This is a genomic window from Sphingomonas bacterium (genome assembly GCF_903643035.1).
Taxonomy (GTDB): domain Bacteria; phylum Pseudomonadota; class Alphaproteobacteria; order Sphingomonadales; family Sphingomonadaceae; genus Sphingomonas.
The window spans coordinates 1-18965 of sequence record NZ_CAHJWW010000026.1 but is presented as its reverse complement, the minus strand read 5'-3'; the positions used below and the strand labels follow the sequence as shown (position 1 = coordinate 18965).

Sequence of the window (18965 nt, the reverse complement as noted above, 5' to 3'; positions counted from 1 at the left end):
ATCTGTCGGGGCTCGCCGTCGCGCGGACCGCGCTCGCCCGCTTCGCGCGGCTGTCGGGCGAGATGGAGGTGACGCGGCTGCGGACCGTCGCCACCGCCGCGGTGCGCGACGCCTCCAACGGCCAGGAGCTGATCGAGGCCGCGAACAAGGTCGGCCTCGACGTCGAGCTGCTGTCGGGCGAGCAGGAGGCGCTGGCGGCGGGATCGGGCGTGCTGTCGGCGATGCCCGACGCCGACGGGATCGTCGGCGATCTGGGCGGGGGCTCGCTCGAACTGGTCCGCGTGCAGGGCGGGCGGCTGGGCGAGCGCGCGTCCTTCCCGCTCGGCGTGCTGCGCCTGCCCGGGCTTCGCGCCAAGGGTCCGGCGGGATTCGACAAGGCGGTGGCCAAGCTGATCGCCGACGCCGGCTGGACGGGGCGGGGCCGCGAGCTGCCGCTGTACCTCGTCGGCGGGTCGTGGCGCGCGCTGGCGCGGCTCGACATGGAGCTGTCCGCCTATCCGCTGCCGATCATCCAGCATTATGCGATGAGCGCCGAGACGATCGCGCATCTCGGCCGCACGGTTGGCCAGATGGGCAAGGCTCGCCTCCGCACGGTGCCGGGCCTGTCGTCCGGGCGCATCCCGACGCTGGCGGACGCGGCCGCGATCCTGACGCTGCTGCTGCGCCAGCTCGGCAGCAGCGGGACGGTCGTGTCCGCCTATGGCCTGCGCGAGGGATTGCTCTACGAGGAACTGGACGCGACCACGCGCGCGCAGGATCCGCTGATCGTCGCCTGCCGCGACGAGGGCGGTCGCGAGGGCCGGTTCCCCGAACATGGCGACCTGCTCGACCGGTGGCTGGCGCCGTTGTTCGATCGCGACACCGTCGCGGCGGCGCGATTGCGACTGGCGGCCTGCCTGCTCGCGGACGTGGGCTGGCGGGCCAATCCCGAGTTCCGGGCCGAGCGCGGGGTCGAGATCGCGCTGCACGGCAACTGGGTCGGCATCGATGCACCAGGCCGGGCGCAGATCGCGCAGACGCTGCATGTCAGCCTGGGCGGCGGCCCGATGCCACCTGATCCGATCGCGCGCCTCGCGACGCGCGACGCGATCGAGCGGGCGACCGTCTGGGGCCTCGCCATGCGACTGGGCCAGCGACTGTCCGGCGGGCTCGCCGGGCCACTGCTGCGATCACGACTTCAGGCCGACGCCGAAACCGTGACCCTGCACCTGGTGACGCAGGATCGGGCTCTATATGGCGAAACCGTCGAGCGCCGGCATCTGGCGCTCGCCACCGCGCTCGGGCGGCGGCCGGCGCTCGCCTCCTGAGGCGCGGGGCCGTGACTTCGCGGCCCCGCGGCGGCGGTCAGTCGGCCTTGGCGTGCTTGCGCGGGCGACCACCCTTGCCCTTCACGGGCGCCGGCGGCAGCGGATCCGAACGGCGCAGCGCCAGCGCCGCCACGATGCCGCCGATGGCAAGCGCGCCGACGGCGGCGATCGTGCCGTACGGCAGGGACGAACCCGCGCCCGGCCCGGCATCCTTAGGTGGCGAAGCGGCCTCGGGCGAGGGCTCGGCGGGAGCGGGCTGAGCCGGAGAAGCGAACGGCGACTGGGACGCCGATGGCGACTGGGGAGCAGGCGACGAAGACAGGGATTGCGGATCGGCGGCGTCGGGATGATCGTCGTGCGCCTTGGCGTGCGGCATCGCCGATGCGGGGATATGGGACATTGTTGCGGCTCCGGATGTGGTGCAGGGGCAACAGCCGGCCGCTGGCCGGGGTTCCGTCGGGCGTCTACCGCCGCCGGGTCAGCTCGCGCATCGCCTCGTCGAGGCCCGGCAGCGTCAGCGGGTACATCCGGTCGCCCATCAGCTCGCGCATCAGTCGGATCGACTGCGAATAGCCCCATCGTTCCTGCGGCACCGGATTGAGCCATGCCGCCGTCGACCATGTGCCGGTCAACCGGCGCATCCACGTCGCACCCGCCTCCTCGTTCATGTGCTCGACGGAGCCGCCGGGATGGCTGATCTCATAGGGGCTCATCGACGCGTCGCCGACGAACACCAGCCTGTAGTCGGGACCGAACCTGCCGAGCAGATCCGCCGTCGGCGTCCGCCCGGCGGAGCGGCGGCGGTTGTCCTTCCACAATCCTTCATAGGGACAGTTGTGGAAGTAGAAGAACTCCAGGTGCTTGAACTCGGCGGCCGCGGCGGAGAACAGTTCCTCGCACAACGTCACGAACGGGTCCATCGACCCGCCGACATCGAGCAACAGCAGCATCTTGACCGCATTGTGCCGCTCCGGCCGCATGACGACGTCGAGCCAGCCCTGCCGCGCGGTGCCGGCGACCGTGGCGTCGAGGTCCAGCTCGTCGGCCGCCCCTTCGCGCGCGAAACGGCGCAGGCGGCGCAGCGCCACCTTAATGTTGCGAGTGCCCAGCTCGCGCGTGTTGTCGAGGTTCCGGAACGCGCGCCGGTCCCACACCTTCAGCGCCCGTTCGTGCGTCGACTCGCCGCCGATCCGTACACCCTCGGGATTGTAGCCCGAGTTACCATAAGGGCTGGTGCCGCCGGTGCCGATCCACTTCGACCCGCCCTGGTGCCGCTCGCGCTGTTCCTCCAGCCGTTTCTTCAACGTCTCCATGATCTCGTCCCACGAGCCGAGCGAGGCGATCTTCGCCATCTCCTCTGGGGCAAGATATCTCTCGGCCACCGCCCTCAGCCAGTCGGCGGGGATGTCGGGGGACGCATCGTCCGGTGCCGCAAGGCCGCGGAACACCTGCGCGAAGACCTGATCGAAGCGATCGAGCAGCCCTTCGTCCTTCACGTAGACGGCGCGCGCGAGGTAATAGAACTCTTCCGGCGTCCGCTCGATCACCTCGCGGTCGAGCGCCTCGAGCAGGACCAGATGCTCCTTCAGGCCGACCGCGATGCCGGCGGCGCGCAACGCGTCGAGGAAGTTCAGGAACACCGGATCATGGCGCCACCGGCAACGACGTGGCGGATGCCGGTGGCGGGGCCGGCAGCTCGATATAGCTTGCCTGGCCGGGCGAGTGGAACACGCTGACCGTCGCCTTGCGATAATCGCCGGGCTGCGCGTCGAAGATGTTGGGCACGAACGTCTGCGGGTTGCGGTCGTACAGCGGGAACCAGCTCGACTGGACCTGCACCATGATCCGGTGGCCGGGAAGGAACACATGATCCGCGGAGGGCAATGCGAACCGGTAGGAGAGCGCCGCGCCGGCCCGGATCGGCCTTGCGACCTCATTCCCCTCGCGATACCGCCCGCGGAAGATGTCCATCGCGATGCCGAGCTGGTATCCGCCCATCCTGGCATCGGGCGCGTAATCGTCCGGATAGACGTCGATCAGCTTCACGACGAAGTCGCCGTCGGTGCCGGTGGTGCTCGCGACCAGGTTGGCGACCGGCGCCCCGGCCATCGACACCGGCGCCGTCAGCGGCGGCGTCTCGTAGGTCAGCACGTCCGTACGATCGGAGAACGGACGCTGGTCGTCGACCAGCCACTGTCCCCAGGCCGAGCCCGACGCATAGGTCGGCCGGATTGGGCGCATGCGATAGGGGATCGGCTTGGCGGGATCGGAGACGTAGCTGTCGGCCCCGTCGACGTCCGCCCCGCTACCCCCCGGGCCGTCGCTCGCGGGCGGCGCGAACGAGAGGCCGCCGGCGGCCCGCAGGTACAGGCGCTGGCCCGCACCGGCCGCGGGCCAGCCGGGCATCGCGTGCCAGTCGTTGGGACCCGTCCGGAACGCCAGCACCGGCGGAACCGGGACGGGGCTGCCGCCGGTCCTGAGCAGTCCATCGAGGAACGGACGCATCACCGTGCGCCGGAACCACAGCGCGGTATCGGCATCGAACCTGACCGGTCCCAGGCTCGATCCGTCGCCCGCCCAGCCGCCGTGCTTCCACGGGCCGAGGACCAGATGCTGCGTGTGGCTCGGGTCCACCTTCGCCAGCGCCTCATATGCCGCGACCGCGCCGTACATGTCCTCCTGATCCCACTGGCCCGCGACCCAGATGGTCGGCACGGTCGGCGCCAAGCGCGGCAGGATCGTCTCCAGCGCCTGCGCCTGCCAGAACGCGTCATACGCCGGATGGTCGTGAAGCTTGCGCACGAAGCCCAGCTGACCCAGCCCGCGGCTCTTCACGAAATCGGACGCGGATCCTGCATGCAGGAAAGTATCGTAATCGTCATAGCCGTCACGCCACAGGTCGCCGGCGCTGCCGTGCTCGGCATCCTGCTGGTAGTAATAGTCGTAGCCGATGATCCGCGACGCGCCGCCGTGGAAGTCGTCGTCGCCCATCCAGGTGTTGATGACCGGATTCATCGGCACCGCGGCCTTCAGCGCGGGATGCGGGTGGGTGAGCGCCATCGCCACCATCATCCCGTCGTAGCTGGTGCCGACCATGCCGACCCGGCCGTTCGCCTCCGGCACATGATGCACCAGCCACTCGATCGTGTCCCACGCATCGGTGGCGTGGTCGACCCTTGTCGGGTTCTGCGGGCCGATCAGCGGACGTTCGTTGACGTAGATGCCCTTCGATCCGTATTTCCCACGCACGTCCTCGCTGACGAGGATGTATCCGCCGTCGACGTAATCGGCCATCGCCGGGCTGACCAGCATCCGCCCATGGCTGCTCGCCTCGTGCGACTGGCCGCGTTCCGCGTTGTACGGCGTCCGCTCCAGCAGCATCGGCGCGTCGCGCGCGCCCTTGGGCACCAGGATGACCGCGTGCAGCTTCACGCCGTCGCGCATGGCGATATCGACGTGGCGCTGGTCGTAGTCGAAGCCCGTGGTCACCCCGGCGAACGTCGCCGGCGTGTCCGACGCAAGCGTCTGGGCTCCGGCGGACGCGGCGATCAGCGCAAGGGGGAGGGCGGTCGCGGCGAGGAGGCGGCTGGTCATCGTGCCGACTGCTGCCACAGCCCGATCGCGGAGGGAAGATCAGCGCCGATCCGGGACGGCCCATTCAGCGCACATAGGCATCGATCAATGCGGCGACATCGTCGTGCGCCCGTCCGGTCAGCTCGGGCGAGGGATGGACGGAACCGCCGCCCCCGCCACCGGGATCGTGGCCTTCCTCCGTCGGGGCAGCATTCCGATCGGGCGTGCCATAGACGAAGCCGGACACCGGATAGACCGTGCCGCCCAGCGCGCCGGCGTCGCGGAACCACACCTTCACCTGGCTCCAGTCGTTGCGCGGCGACACGTCGAACAGCGTCACGTCCTGCTCGGCATGGCCGCGCGCGCCGTTCACCCTCGACCAGTTGGCGTGGGTGAGCATCACGACCCGGCGTTCCACGACATGGCTCACGACCGCGACATGGCCGAGCGGCAGTCTGGCGCTGCGGGCGAAGACGACCACCGCGCCGATCCTGGGGAGGACGCCGCGCTCGTACCGGCCGCGCGCCTGGCCCCACCAGCTCCAGGCATCGCCATATATCTGGATGCCCGATGCGGCGCGGGCGAACGGCACGCACTGGCCGACATAGTCGAGCAGCGGGGCGGCGACGGCCGGGCGGGCGGGCAGGGCAGGCGTCGCGGCGGCGAGGCAGAGAGCCAGGACGGAGACGGGGCGCTTCATGGACGGTTGCGTAGCGCGCCGACGTTCAATCGTGCGTTCCCATGCATGGTTAACATCGGTAAACAGGCTGGCCGAACCGGCCACCCGCCTAATGCCCACCCTCGATCCAGGGTATGCCGACGGCCCGGAACTTGTCGGCTAGGGCGGCTTCGAGGTCGAGCGACTCCCATTGCCGCATCGGGTTGAGGTGCGCGACAAGCTCCGGCAGCAGCCGCACGCCGAACCTGCGGGCGGCGCTGCTCGACTTGTACCCCGCCTTGTGCTGGTCGAACCGCCAGTCGGGATCGCGCGCGGTCTGTCCCACGTACAGCCCCCATGGCGTGCGCCGGCGCGCATCGTGCAGCAGGATCACATAGACCGAGTGACCGGCCCCCACCTCCTGGACGGTGACGGCGCGCAGGGAGCGGGCGGCCCTCGCGGCGACGGGCATCCAGACGGGCAGGGGCATGCGCGACCCGATGCGCCGCGACGATGGCGAAGGCGAACGGTTTCGCCATGCGTCCGCAGCCGTTATCTGCCCTGCATGCACCTGCCCGCCATCCCCGACCTGCTCGCGATCGCGTGACGATGCCGCGCCATGCGCTTGTCGCCACGATGCGGAACGAGGGACCGTTCCTGATCGAGTGGGTGGCCTATCACCGGCTCATCGGCTTCGACGAGATACTGGTCTGCACCAACGACTGCGTCGACGGCTCGCCCGATCTGCTCGACGTTCTCCAGGACCGCGGCCTCGTTCGTCACCTGCGCTGCACGCCCGCGCCCGGCGAAAAGGCGCAGATCGTCGCCTATGCCGCGGCGGAGCGCGTGCTGGCGGCGGACTGGCCCGACGTGCTGATGGTGCTGGACGCGGACGAGTTCCTGAACGTCCACGTCGGCGATAGGCGCCTGGCCGACCTGCTCGCCGCGGTGCCGGACGCGACGGCGGTGCTGGTCAACTGGCGCATCTTCGGCAGCGCGGGCCACCCCGACTGGTCGCCCAGGCCGGTGACGGGCCGCTTCACCCGCGCCGCACGGCGGGACAGCGGGGTGAACTGGCCGTTCAAGACGCTGTTCCGGAATCCGCAGGCGTATCATTGTCCGCTGCTGCCGCACGGGCCGGGGTTCGCGCGGGACGGATGGCCTGGCCTGCTGCGCGCGGTGGATGGCGGCGGCGCCGTCCTGCCCGATCGATACGCCCGGGCCGACACGTTCCTGCAGAGCGAGCCCGGCACGGTATCCTGGCGGCTGGCGCAGGTGAACCACTACAACACGCGGTCGCGGGCCGACTATCTGGCCAAGCATCACCGTGGAGGCGGACAAGGACCCGGGCGATGGGACCGGGACGCCAACTGGGTGGTCTTCGACCGCAACGAGGAGGAGGACCGGACCATCCGGCACTGGACGCCCGCCCTGGAGGAGGCGATGGCGGCGCTGCTGGCTCACGCGCCGGTCCGCGCCGCCCATGATCGCTGCTGCCTGTTGTACCGGCGCCATCTGGCGGCACTGGCGGCGGCATGAGCGAGGGGTTCACCTTCGGCATCCCGCTGATTGCGCGCGTCGCGGCCGGAGACTGGGCGCTGGTCGAGCGGCTGCTCGCCCTCACGCTGCGGTCGGTGCTTGCGCAGCGCGATGGCGACTTTCAGGTGATCCTCGCCGCGCACGACCTTCCCGAGCCGTGGCGCGCGGTTGAGAGGGACCCGCGGTTCACGCTGTTGCGGGCCGACTGGTCGCCCGCGCCGCCGACCGCCGCGAACGACGACGGCGGCGCAAAGAAGTGGCTCGTCAAGCAGCGGGTGCGCGACGCGGGCGGCGGCCTGCTGATGTTCCTCGACGCCGACGACTGGGTGTCCCGCGATCTCGTCGCGAGCGCCCGTGCGTGCATCAGTGACGGGCACGTCGGCGCCATCGTCGATGACGGGATCGCACTCGACTGGCGGACCTTGCGCGCCGCGCGCTTCCCGATGGCCGATGTCTTCGAAGGCGGCTTCCCCGATCTGTGCGGGTCCAGCACGATCGGGCGGGTGGTGCTAGGCCGCGACGACCCGCTGCTACTCGATCCGCACGCCGCGCTCGGCTCGCATCACGAGTGGCGGAACCGTGCGGCGGCGATCGGAGCGCCGCTCGCGCGCCTGCCGGTCGAGGGCGTTTACATGGTCGGCACCGGCCAGAACCATTCGGAACGCCAGGGTCCCTTCGCCGACTGGCGCCGCGATGTGACGGAGGCGGTCCGCCGCACGGGCAAGCCGCTGGACACCGCGACGGCGCAAGGCTTCGGGCAGGATCTCGCGGCCTTGCGCGAGCGCGCATAACGTCGACCGTCGCGCCCGATCGCGCCGCGCTGGAGACAGAATGGCTGCACCTCACGCGAACCGTCCTGCCCGGGCTGGCGGCGGAGCGGTGCTGGCCGATACGCGCGGATCACTGCTTCCAGCGCGTTCTGCTCGACAACGCGGTGGGCGGGCGGTGGTACGATCATGTGACCGAGCGACCGGCGTATCGGCACCTGGACACCGAGGCGCTGGCCCACGCCGTCGCGACCGCGCGGGCGCTGGTGAGGGGGCAGGCGGACTTGCCCGCGTTGAACGCGCGCTCGCTCGCGTGGCGGGGTAAGGATCGGGCACAGCCACCCAGGATACGATCGGCGGAAACCGGAAGCTGACGCCTGCTCCACGATCGCGCATCGACGGGTAAGCTGTAACCGGGCGAGGATCCGGTCTGCCGCAGCCTAGGGCCATGCGCAGGCCCAAGACCGCCCGTCGCATGCGCTTCGAGGTGATCTGCCAGGCAAGGTAGCGAGGATCAGATGCCGGTCGCCACCAGCCGGCACCTGCGCCAGCCCGGTCCGCCGGAGCGACCCGGGCTGTCTGTCATCCCCGCTTCGCCGCCGTCACCCCATCCCCCGCCGCGCGGGTCGCGATCAGCTTCATCGCCTCGAACGCGCTCAGCGCCGCGCCCTCCTGCCAGGCGCCGATGTAGCTCAGATGCTCGCCGGCGAAGAACACGCGGCCTTCGGGCTTGCACAGTTCCAGATAGTCGGTCTTGCGCTGCTCGGGCGTCCACTGCGCGGCGATGCCCTCGCTGTATGGCGTCTGCGTCCACGATACGGTCAGCGGCTTCTCCAGCATCTGCGACTTGCCGGGATGCATCCGCTCGACCACTTCCTTCGTCACCGCGAACCGCTCCTCGGCGGTCATGTCCGCGAACTTGGCGCCCGCGCTGCCGTTGAAGCCGCCGCTGGAATAGGCCGCCATCAGGATGCCGCGCGGATTGTACCAGTCGCCGCTGGGATACCAGACGAGCGCATTGGGCTGATCGGTGAAGGCGAGACCGCCCATCACGCCGACATCCTGCCAGAAACGCGGGCTCTCCCACGCCACCTTGCTGGAGATGCCGTATACGGTGTCGGCCAGCGCCTTCTTCTTGGCAGCCGACAGCTTGATGTTCAGCTTCTTCACCATCGTCGCGGGCAGGGTGCACAGGACATAGTCGCCCTCCACCATTCCGCCGTCGCCCAGCATCACGCGTACGCCATGCTCCATCTGCCCGACCGCCGTCACCGGCGTGTTCAGGCGGACGCTGTCCTTCACATGACCGTAGATCGCATAGGCGATGCGATCCATGCCGCCGACCGGCTGGAACATCGGCGCCTGCTGGTCGAACGTCTCCTCGAAGCTCAGGCCACCACCCCAGAAGCCGTCCTCGATGATGCGATGCAGGGTCAGCGGGTCCATCGTCTGTGGAGGATGGTCGAAGCCGCCCGGATCGACCTTGTAGCCGTTGCGGTCCGATCCTGTGTAGCTGCCGTCCTTCTGCAGTGCGCCCCATTGGCCAAGGTACGTCTTCAGCTTGTCCTTGTCCTCGGGCGTCATCTGGCTGTCGAGGCTGTTGCCGGCGAGCGACTTCTCCAGCAGTTCCGCGATCCGGCCCTTGGTGTCGTTCACCGCCTGGCGTTCGAGCACCTCGTCCTTGTTGTAATCCCACCGGGTCGAGCGGTCGACGTTGACCATCACCTCCAGCGGCACGTCGAACTGGCGGGCATAGCCCAGGATCGTCGTATGCGCGGTCGGCAGGCGCGCGGCGCCGGCGTTCATGTAGAAGCCGTTCTGGAACTGGCATGTCTGGTCCGGCCGGCCGATCTGCTCGACGCGGTCGCCGCCGCGCACCGACCAGACGCGCCCGCCGACGCGCCCGCGCGCCTCCAGCACCGTCGTCCTGTAGCCGGCCTTGCCAAGCTCATAGGCCGCGACCAGCCCGGCGATGCCGGCGCCCAGGATGACGACGTGCTTGCCCGCGCCCGACCCGGCCGGCAGGTCCGGTCTGACCGTCTGCGCGGCGGCGGGGGTGGCGAGCAGACCCATCGCCTGCATGGAGAGATAGGTGGCCGAATAGCCGCCGGCACGGCCCATCGCATGGAGGAACTGGCGACGCGTGCTCACTTGCTCATCGCTCCCGTCCTGGCGGCCTGGACCTCGATCTCGACAAGTCCCCAGGGTGCGGCGAGCGCCGCGATCTGCATTGCGATGCGCGCCGGCTTTGCGGGCTGGGCGGCCGTGCCGTACACTTCCTTGTACGCCTTCATCATGCCGGCGAAGTCCATCTTCGGCTGGCCGGGCGGCGCGACGAGCACCACGCGCATCATCACCACGTCGCCCGGACCCATGCCGTATCTGGCGAGTTCGGCGTTGATCTTCTTCAGGACGGAGCGGGTCTGCGCCTCGGTATCGCCGTGGTCGCCATCGGGCTTCGCGGGGTCGACCGGGTCGGCGAGCATGCCCGATACGTACAGCGTCGTCGCGCCGGCCGGCACCAGCGCGGAAGACGAGATCGGCGAGGCGGGCGCTCCGCCGCGCACGATCTGCGCCGCGGCGGGAAGGGTGGTCGTCATGACCAGTCCCGCCGCCGCCGCAGCCCACCGCATCATCGTTCCATACATGCACGTCCCCCTCGATCCGATTCGTGCGCCAGTCTATGCTGCGGGGCAACATTGACAATGCCGCCAACCAAAAAGATTGCGTTGACAGCCGCGGGAGGCCGAGACGGCAACCCTGACGTCGTCCAGCGTACCATTCGTGGCCATCCGCCAAAACTCGGCAGTGCCGAAGCGCGCAGGTCCCGGTGCCGCGGTCGACGACGTGACGGGAGCGGAAAGGGCGGTCATCACGTCGACGCCTGTCGGCCTATCGGATCGCCAGTCCCACGCCTATCTGCGAGGCTGGCCCTCCGCCCGGAACGGAAGTAGAACCGCCACATGCCCCTTACCCAGATTTCGGTGCGCGGCGCGCGCGAGCACAACCTCAAGGACGTGGACGTCGACATCCCGCGCGATACGCTGACCGTCATCACCGGGCTCAGCGGATCGGGCAAGTCGAGCCTCGCCTTCGACACCATCTATGCCGAGGGGCAGCGGCGCTACGTCGAGTCGCTGTCGGCCTATGCGCGCCAGTTCCTGGAGCTGATGCAGAAGCCCGACGTCGACCATATCGAGGGATTGTCGCCCGCGATTAGCATCGAGCAGAAGACGACCAGCCGCAACCCGCGCAGCACGGTGGCGACCGTCACCGAGATCTACGACTACATGCGCCTGCTGTGGGCGCGGGTCGGCGTGCCGTATTCGCCCGCCACCGGCCTGCCGATCGCGGCGCAGACCGTCAGCCAGATGGTCGACCGCGTCATGGCGTTGCCCGAGGGCACGCGGCTGTACCTGCTCGCCCCCGTCGTGCGCGGGCGCAAGGGCGAGTATCGCAAGGAGATGCTGGAGTGGCAGAAGGCGGGCTTCACGCGGGTCCGTGTCGACGGCGAGGTCCATGAGATCGACGACTTCATGTCGGGTGGAGCGCCCGCGCTCGACAAGAAATACAAGCACGACATCGAGGTGGTGGTCGACCGGCTTGTGGTGGGCGGGGGCATCGCCACGCGGCTGGCCGACAGTTTCGAGGCGGCGCTGAAGCTGGCGGAGGGACTGGCGTATGTCGATCCCGTCGAGCCGCCGGCGACCGCGGACCCGGCGGCCGACCAGCCAGGCGCCAAGGCGTCCCCCGTCACCCCCCGCACGCCCAGATCGGCCGTGCTCGGCGACAATGCGCCAGACGGCCGCATCGTGTTCTCGGAGAAGTTCGCCTGCCCCGTCTCGGGTTTCACCATCGCAGAGATCGAGCCGCGGCTGTTCAGCTTCAACGCGCCGCAGGGCGCATGCCCGGCGTGCGACGGCCTGGGCGAGAAGTTGATCTTCGACGAGGACCTTGTCGTCCCCAACCACGCGCTCTCAATCAAGAAGGGTGCGGTCGTGCCCTGGGCCAAGTCCAATCCGCCCTCGCCCTATTACATGCAGGTGCTGGGCAGCCTTGCCAAGGCGTTCGACTTCTCGCTCGATACGCCATGGGGCGATCTTCACCCCGAGACGCAGGACAGGATCCTGTTCGGCACCGACGGCAAGCCCGTCACGCTCACCTTCATCGACGGCAAGAAGAAGTACGACGTCACCAAGCCGTTCGAAGGCGTGATCGGCAACCTCCAGCGCCGCCTGACCCAGACCGAGAGCGCGTGGATGCGCGAGGAACTGACGAAATACCAGTCGAGCCGTCCCTGCGAGACGTGCCGGGGCGCCCGCCTGAAACCGGAGGCGCTGGCGGTCAGGATCGCCGACCGGGACATCGCCCACGCGACGCATCTGTCGGTGGTCGACGCGCTCGCCTTCTTCCAGGCGATGCCCGGCCACTTGGGCGACCAGCAGAACGCGATCGCCGAGCGCATCCTGAAGGAGATCGTCGAACGGCTGGGCTTCCTCAACAACGTCGGGCTCGATTACCTCAACCTCGACCGCACGTCGGGCACGCTGTCGGGCGGCGAGAGCCAGCGCATCCGCCTCGCCAGCCAGATCGGCAGCGGCCTGTCGGGTGTGCTGTACGTCCTCGACGAGCCGAGCATCGGGCTGCACCAGCGCGACAACGACATGCTGCTGAAGACGCTGCGCCGCCTGCGCGACCTCGGCAACACCGTGCTGGTGGTGGAGCATGACGAGGACGCGATCCGTACCGCCGACTATGTGATCGACATGGGGCCGGGCGCGGGCGTCCATGGCGGCGCGATCGTGGCGCAGGGAACGCTTGCCGAGGTGCTGGCGACCAAGGGCAGCATCACGGCCGACTATCTGAACGGCACGCGCGAGGTCGAGGTGCCGGCCAGGCGCCGCAAGGGATCGGGCAAGAAGCTGACCGTCCACAACGCGACCGCCAACAATCTGAAGGGCGTGACCGCGAGCATCCCGCTCGGCACCTTCACCTGCATCACCGGCGTATCGGGATCGGGCAAGTCGTCGTTCACGATCGACACGCTGTTCGCCGCCGCGTCGCGCGAGCTGAACGGCGCGCGCGTGCTGGCGGGCAAGCACGAGAGGATCAGCGGGCTGAACCACCTCGACAAGGTGATCGACATCGACCAGTCGCCGATCGGCCGCACGCCCCGGTCGAACCCCGCCACCTACACGGGCGCGTTCACCCAGATTCGCGACTGGTTCGCGGGCCTGCCCGAGAGCCTCGCGCGCGGGTACAAGCCCGGGCGGTTCAGCTTCAACGTCAAGGGCGGCCGATGCGAGGCGTGCCAGGGCGATGGCGTGCTCAAGATCGAGATGCACTTCCTGCCCGACGTCTACGTCACCTGCGACGTCTGCGGCGGCGCCCGGTACAATCGCGAGACGCTGGAGGTGAAGTTCAAGGGCAAGTCGATCGCCGACGTGCTCGACATGACCGTCGAGGACGCCGCCGAGTTCTTCCGCGCGGTGCCGCCGATCCGCGAGAAGATGGCGATGCTGGCGGAGGTGGGGCTGGGCTACGTCAAGGTGGGGCAGCAGGCGACGACGCTGTCGGGCGGCGAGGCGCAGCGCGTGAAGCTCGCCAAGGAACTCGCCCGGCGGGCAACCGGGCAGACGCTGTACATTCTGGACGAGCCGACCACCGGCCTGCACTTCGAGGACGTGCGCAAGCTGCTGGAAGTGCTCCACGCACTGGTGGAGCAGGGCAATACGGTAGTGGTGATCGAGCACAACCTCGACGTCATCAAGACTGCCGACTGGGTGGTGGACCTGGGGCCGGAGGGCGGCGTGAAGGGCGGCGAGATCGTCGCCGTGGGCACGCCGGAGGCGGTCGCGAAGGTGCCGGCGAGCTTCACGGGGCGGTATCTGGCACCGTTGCTGGCGCGGGGTGCTGCGGGGGCGGACGCACAGCGGGTGGCGGCGGAATAGAACTCCGTCAGACCGCGACGAGGGCGTCGAGCGCGCCCTGCAGGATGTGCGCGGCGGCCATCTTGTCGACCAGTTCGGCGCGGCGCGCGCGGCTCGTGTCCTGCTCGATCAGCGTCCGCAGCACCGCCTGGGTCGACCAGCGTTCGTCCCACAGCAGGATCGGCCAGCCCAGCTCGGCGCAGTTGCGGGCGAAGGCGCGGCTGGACTGCGCGCGCGGTCCCTCGCTGCCGTCGAGATTGAGCGGCAGGCCGATCACCCAGCCGGTGACGTTCTGCGCGGTGGCGAAGGCGGCCAGCGTCGTGCGATCCGCGGTGAACCTTGCCCGGCGCACCAGCAGCGCGGGACTGGCGAAGCTCCATTGCGCATCGCACAGCGCAGTACCGATCGTCTTGGTGCCAAGGTCCAGCCCCAGCAGCCGGCCGCCGTCCGGCAGCGCCGCGCGATAGGTCGCCCGGTCGGTCGTGACGAGCGCCTTCATCGCCCCGGCCTCACCCGCGCGCGCGATGGGTCGCCAGCCGCCGGGCGGCATCCGCGCGCACGTTGGCCCAGAACAGGCTGTAATCGTACACATGGTAGTTGTTGCCCGGCAGCACGTAGTTGGGGAGTGCCGGCGGCTCGCCGATCAGCAGGAAGCCGCGCGGGCCGCAGCGGGCGGGCACCCGTCCTGGAACGATCTGCGCGGTGGCGAGATCGGTGGAGGGGAACAGCGTCCCCAGGTTCGCGCTCGCGGGAGCGGCGGCGCCGGCTGTGCCGGTCAGCGGGTTGACGCACAGCATCGGCGTGCCGCGCCGCGGCCGACCGTCGAAGCCCCGGGTCGTGTCGTATACGTCGGTCACCATCGATGGGTCGGCGGGTTCGGCGAAGCTCATCCACTCGAGGACGCAGCCGGCCTGGTCGGGCGTGGCGCAGGCCGGCAGGCCGAGGCGGGGCAGGTCGGTGACGAGCGAGACCGGCCATCCCACCACATAGGCCGCGACGATCCGCCTGGCGAGCGGCGTGCCCGCCACACGGTCGCGCAGCAGCCGTTCGACATGCAGCGCGCCCTGGCTGTGGCCGGCGAGAATGATCGGCCGGTCCGGACCGATCTGGCGGAGGAAGCTGTCGAATGCCGCCGCGACATCGGCATAGGCGAGCGCGAGCGCCCGATCGGCATTGTCGCCTCTCGACAGGAACGCCCCGAACGTCGCCTGACGATAGCGCGGCGCCCAGATCGCGCCGACCTCGTTGAAGGCGCTGGCCTGCGCACGCAGGAACAGCGCGGCGCGCGCGTTCGCGTCGGCATCGTCCAGCGGCGCGTTCCAGCGCGACCGATCGATGAACGAGGTGGGGTGGACGAAGAATACCGCCGCGCCCGCGGTCGCGTCCTTCGTGCTCGCGGGCCGGTAGCCGGGCGGCGTCCAGCGTGCGGGATTGTCGGGGATGTCGGGCCGCGCGATCCACATCGCCCGTGCGTCATATTGCTCCGACCTCGCGCGCGGCTCGTCGTGGAACGCGATCGACGGGGTCGCGACCCAGCGGATCAACTGGTTGCCGAACAGCGCATAGGCGACGCCGCCCGCGATCACGAGCACGATCAGCGTGGCGACGACGTAGAGGAACTTGCGGGCCAAGCGAGGAGCCTTCCGGACAGGCGCCGGATCGGCCCGACCCGGCGGCCGTGCCCCGGATCGCGGGGTTTCGCAACGCTGCCAGGTTGCGCGGCGTGACGCGGGGGTGCTAGCCGCGTCGCCATGGCAGTGGACACGGCAATCGTCGCGCGCGTGGCGCGGCTCGCGCGTATCGCGACGAGCGAGGAAGAGGCCGCTCGCCTCGCGCCCGAACTCGACCAGATCCTCGCATGGATCGAGCAGCTCGGCGAGGTGGACACGACGGGCGTGGAGCCGATGACGGCGGTGATCCCGGGCGTGCTGCGGCTGCGCGACGACGTGGTGGACGCCGACCCGCTGACCGGCGGCGGCATCCGCGACGCCTTGATGCGATGCGCGCCACAGGCGGAACACGGGTTCTTCACGGTGCCCAAGGTGATCGAGTGATGGCCAAGCCTTGTCCCGTTCGCCCGGAACTGCATTCTTTCGTCTGTCCCGAGCCTCCCCTGCGAGGATTGTTCTTCGTCGTCGAAGAACGGCAGGACTTCGACAGGCGAAGCCTGAACGGGCGTGTGGTGCGGCCATGAAGACCTCGACCACCCTCACCGATCTCGGCGTCCGCCAGATCCGTGACGGCGTGCGCTCGGGCGCGTTCTCGGCGCGCGAGGTGGCGGACGCGTTCGTCGTGGCGGTCAGCCGCGCGAAGCCGCTCAACGCCTTTCTTGCCGAGACGCCTGCTCACGCGATCGCCGCCGCGAACGCCGCCGACGCGGCGCGCGCCGCGGGCGAGGTGCTGAAGCCGCTCGCCGGCGTGCCGATCGGCATGAAGGACCTGTTCTGCACCGCCGGCGTCGCCACCACCGCCGCCAGCCACATGTTGGACGGGTTCGTGCCCTCGTATGAATCCACGGTCGGCGCCAATCTGTGGGCGGCGGGTGCGGGGATGCTCGGCAAGCTCAACATGGACCAGTTCGCGATGGGTTCGTCCAACGAGACGAGTGCCTTCGGGAACGTCGTGTCGCCATGGCGGCGCGCCGACGGCGGGAATGCCCCGCTGGCGCCCGGCGGATCGTCGGGCGGATCGTCGGCGGCGGTGGCCGCGCGGCTGTGCCCGGCCGCGACCGGCACCGACACCGGGGGCTCGATACGCCAGCCCGCCGCCTTCACCGGCATCGCGGGGATCAAGCCCACCTACGGTCGCTGCTCGCGATGGGGCACGATCGCCTTCGCCTCCAGCCTCGACCAGGCGGGACCGCTGGCGCGCGACGTCGGCGACTGCGCGGCGATGCTGGCGGCGATGGCGGGGCATGACGCGAAGGATGCGACCTCGCTGAAACTCGATGTGCCCGCGTGGGAGGCGGGGCTTTCGTCGCGGCTGGCCGGCGTGCGCGTCGGCATCCCCAAGGAATATCGCGTGGAGGGAATGCCCGAGGCGATCGAGGCGCTGTGGCACGCGGGGATCGACTGGCTGCGCGAGGCGGGGGCGGAGATCGTCGACGTGTCGCTGCCGCACACCCGCTACGCGCTGCCCGCCTATTACATCATCGCGCCGGCGGAGGCGTCGTCGAACCTCGCGCGCTATGACGGCGTGCGCTACGGCCTGCGCGACCTGCCGGAGGGGGCGGGGTTGCAGGACATGTACGCCGCCACCCGCGCGGACGGTTTCGGGGCGGAGGTGAAGCGACGCATCATGATCGGCACCTACGTGCTGTCGGCCGGTTTCTACGACGCCTATTACACCCAGGCGCAGAAGGTCCGCGCGCTGATCGCGCGCGATTTCGAGACGGCGTGGGATCGGTGCGACGTGCTGTTGACCCCCACCGCGCCATCGGCGGCGTTCGCGCTGGGCGAGAAATCGGCCGATCCGCTGGCGATGTACCTCAACGACGTGTTCACCGTGCCCTCGTCGCTCGCGGGGCTGCCGGCGATGAGCGTGCCGGGCGGGCTGGACAAGGCGGGGCTGCCGCTGGGGCTCCAGATCATCGGCCGGCCGCTGGACGAGCAGGGCGTGCTGAACGCGAGCCTCGCGATCGAGGAGCGGGCGGGGTTCGTGGCGCGGCCGGCCGCATGGTGGTGAGGGCGCGCGGCTTGTGACGATCAGCCGCGCAGGGCCGACGCCTCCCGTTCGGCCGTGACCGGATAACCCAGCCCTTCGGCGATGCACAGCCACCGCTCGCCGTCGCGATCCTCGATCCATGGGCAGATCGTCGCGACCGGATGGGCGAGCGCGTCCGCTACGGCGGCTGCGTGGCTGTCGAACAGCGCCAGACGCTCCAGATTTCGGCGCGTCGGGAAGATCACCGATGCCCGTCCGGCATCCGCCTCCGCCAGGACGTCGCGCGCGCTTGCCCATAGCAGGCGATCGTTCTCGGTCCCGTCGACGCTCGCCGGCGGTGCGTCGACGGGCAGGGCGGCGAGGTAGAAGCGCGTGTCGAAGACGCGGCTTTCGCGATGCGGGGGTATCCAGCGGGCGAACGGCACCAGTCGTTCGGGATGCAGCGTGCCGCCGACCGCCGCCAGTGCCCGCCCGAACGGCTCGCCTGCGCTCAACGCGGCGCGCAACGGCTCCAGCGTGCCCGCGGGCAGGTCCAGCCCGATCGCAAGCCCCGCTTCCTCCAGCGTCTCGCGGATCGCGGCGACCCGCGCCGCGCCCTCGTCGCCGGCGGTTCCGGCCAGCAGGCGATCGCCCGGATCGACCCGGCCGCCGGGAAACACGAGCGCGCCCGCCGCGAACGCCATCGCGCGCGACCGCTGCACCATCAGTACGGCTGGAGGACCGCCAGGCGTCGCGCACAGCACGATCAGCGTCGCCGCGGGTATCGCGCCCGGAACGGGGTCAGTCACATCGCAAATCATCGGAAATCGGGCGAGAGGTGGTGGAGCCGAAGGGAATCGAACCCTTGACCTCTGCAGTGCGATTGCAGCGCTCTCCCATCTGAGCTACGGCCCCGCCCGCCCGGACACCGCCGGGAGAGGCGCCTTTAACGGGGCATGCCGCGCGATGCAACACGGCTTTGCTTGTTGTCGACGGCACCGGCCCGCTTCTCCGCCCAACCTCCCACAGCGCATTCCGAACGACAGGTCGCGCGGGGAAGCGGGCCGGTGCCGCGTCCGCGTGAGCGGATCACGTCAGCGTAGCCGCTTCACGAACACGCGACCGTCCTGCCGCTTCTCGGCCTGGAAACTGGGAACCGTCTCGATCAGGTCGGACAGGTTGCGGAAACCATAGTTGCGCGCATCGAAGCTCGACCGGTTTCCGGCGAGCTGACCGAGCGAGGAGAGGCTGACATAGCCGCGCTCGTCGCGCCGCACCGAGTCATAGGCGTCGATCAGCAGTTTCAGCAGCTCGGCGTCCACAGCCTTGATGACGCGCGGCGTGTCGGTGCGGATCGCAGGCGGCAGGATCGCGGCTATGGAGCCAAGGTCGTGCGGCTCCCCGTCCACATATCCGTTCCCGTCGGCTTCCACGGGCTGCGCGGTGCCCGACGCGGCCGGTCGGCGGCGGCCGCGCGATCGTGCGGGGGTGGGGACCGCGTCAGGTTCCGGCGCGACCGGGGGAGCCTCTCCCGCCAGCGCGCCGACAT

Annotated in this window: 17 protein-coding genes and 1 tRNA gene; 6 read left to right on the top strand and 12 right to left on the bottom strand. The window is 69.9% G+C overall.

The genetic code is table 11. The annotated features are described in order from the left end of the window. Positions 1-1307: Ppx/GppA phosphatase family protein (locus HUV01_RS03240; RefSeq protein WP_174296881.1), on the top strand; the 1307-nt coding region annotated here is incomplete at its 5' end. Positions 1308-1344: 37 nt separating this feature from the next. Here the strand turns inward: HUV01_RS03240 and HUV01_RS03235 are convergent. From HUV01_RS03235 to HUV01_RS03215, 5 genes are all read right to left on the bottom strand, one after another. Next, positions 1345-1707, bottom strand: a complete 363-nt coding sequence (locus HUV01_RS03235; RefSeq protein ID WP_174296880.1) for a hypothetical protein — start codon at positions 1705-1707, stop codon at positions 1345-1347. A gap of 64 nt (positions 1708-1771) precedes the next feature. Beyond that, positions 1772-2947 carry a vWA domain-containing protein gene (locus HUV01_RS03230; RefSeq protein WP_174296879.1) on the bottom strand — a complete coding sequence of 392 codons (1176 nt, stop codon included), beginning with the start codon at positions 2945-2947 and terminating at the stop codon, positions 1772-1774. A 4-nt stretch (positions 2948-2951) separates the two neighbouring features. Further along, positions 2952-4901 (bottom strand): CocE/NonD family hydrolase, encoded by a 1950-nt coding sequence (locus tag HUV01_RS03225; protein WP_174296878.1) that lies wholly within the window; start codon positions 4899-4901, stop codon positions 2952-2954. Between the two features lie 64 nt (positions 4902-4965). Beyond that, on the bottom strand, positions 4966-5580 hold the full coding sequence (locus HUV01_RS03220) for a CHAP domain-containing protein (protein ID WP_174296877.1): 615 nt from the start codon (positions 5578-5580) through the stop codon (positions 4966-4968). A gap of 88 nt (positions 5581-5668) precedes the next feature. Further along, on the bottom strand, positions 5669-6028 hold the full coding sequence (locus HUV01_RS03215) for a GIY-YIG nuclease family protein (protein ID WP_174296876.1): 360 nt from the start codon (positions 6026-6028) through the stop codon (positions 5669-5671). Between the two features lie 119 nt (positions 6029-6147). Here HUV01_RS03215 and HUV01_RS03210 point away from each other — a divergent pair, with 119 nt between their 5' ends. Together HUV01_RS03210 and HUV01_RS03205 are read left to right on the top strand one after the other, a co-directional pair. Beyond that, complete coding sequence (locus HUV01_RS03210) at positions 6148-7077, top strand: glycosyltransferase family 2 protein (RefSeq protein ID WP_254606346.1); 930 nt, start codon at positions 6148-6150, stop codon at positions 7075-7077. Then, positions 7074-7868, top strand: a complete 795-nt coding sequence (locus tag HUV01_RS03205; protein ID WP_174296874.1) for a glycosyltransferase — start codon at positions 7074-7076, stop codon at positions 7866-7868. Before HUV01_RS03210 ends, HUV01_RS03205 begins: the two co-directional genes overlap by 4 nt. Before the next feature lie 558 nt (positions 7869-8426). Here the strand turns inward: HUV01_RS03205 and HUV01_RS03200 are convergent. After that, positions 8427-9995, bottom strand: a complete 1569-nt coding sequence (locus HUV01_RS03200) for a flavin monoamine oxidase family protein (protein WP_217430889.1) — start codon at positions 9993-9995, stop codon at positions 8427-8429. After that, positions 9992-10477: a Rid family hydrolase gene (locus tag HUV01_RS03195; RefSeq protein ID WP_254606345.1), complete on the bottom strand. Its 486-nt coding sequence runs from the start codon at positions 10475-10477 to the stop codon at positions 9992-9994. The genes HUV01_RS03200 and HUV01_RS03195 overlap by 4 nt, the downstream gene beginning before the upstream one ends. Before the next feature lie 330 nt (positions 10478-10807). Here HUV01_RS03195 and uvrA point away from each other — a divergent pair, with 330 nt between their 5' ends. Further along, entirely contained in the window at positions 10808-13795 is a 2988-nt protein-coding gene (uvrA, locus tag HUV01_RS03190; protein WP_174296872.1) for an excinuclease ABC subunit UvrA, read from the top strand. A gap of 7 nt (positions 13796-13802) precedes the next feature. On the opposite strand, the gene ruvX is transcribed toward uvrA, so the two are convergent. Beyond that, positions 13803-14273: a Holliday junction resolvase RuvX gene (ruvX, locus tag HUV01_RS03185; protein ID WP_174296871.1), complete on the bottom strand. Its 471-nt coding sequence runs from the start codon at positions 14271-14273 to the stop codon at positions 13803-13805. 10 nt (positions 14274-14283) lie between these two features. Beyond that, a complete protein-coding gene (locus tag HUV01_RS03180) occupies positions 14284-15405 on the bottom strand; it encodes a DUF3089 domain-containing protein (RefSeq protein WP_174296870.1) in 1122 nt (373 codons plus the stop codon). Between the two features lie 120 nt (positions 15406-15525). Here HUV01_RS03180 and gatC point away from each other — a divergent pair, with 120 nt between their 5' ends. Continuing rightward, complete coding sequence (gene gatC, locus HUV01_RS03175) at positions 15526-15828, top strand: Asp-tRNA(Asn)/Glu-tRNA(Gln) amidotransferase subunit GatC (RefSeq protein WP_174296869.1); 303 nt, start codon at positions 15526-15528, stop codon at positions 15826-15828. Between the two features lie 136 nt (positions 15829-15964). Next, positions 15965-17458, top strand: a complete 1494-nt coding sequence (gene gatA, locus HUV01_RS03170) for an Asp-tRNA(Asn)/Glu-tRNA(Gln) amidotransferase subunit GatA (RefSeq protein WP_174296868.1) — start codon at positions 15965-15967, stop codon at positions 17456-17458. 20 nt (positions 17459-17478) lie between these two features. Here gatA and HUV01_RS03165 read toward each other — a convergent pair whose 3' ends face one another. The 3 genes from HUV01_RS03165 to HUV01_RS03155 form a co-directional block, all read right to left on the bottom strand. Beyond that, on the bottom strand, positions 17479-18225 hold the full coding sequence (locus tag HUV01_RS03165) for an NUDIX hydrolase (protein WP_254606344.1): 747 nt from the start codon (positions 18223-18225) through the stop codon (positions 17479-17481). 30 nt (positions 18226-18255) lie between these two features. Beyond that, positions 18256-18331: transfer RNA gene (locus HUV01_RS03160), tRNA-Ala, on the bottom strand. Between the two features lie 179 nt (positions 18332-18510). Beyond that, the coding region (locus HUV01_RS03155; RefSeq protein WP_217430888.1) for an OST-HTH/LOTUS domain-containing protein at positions 18511-18965 on the bottom strand (455 nt) is incomplete at its 5' end.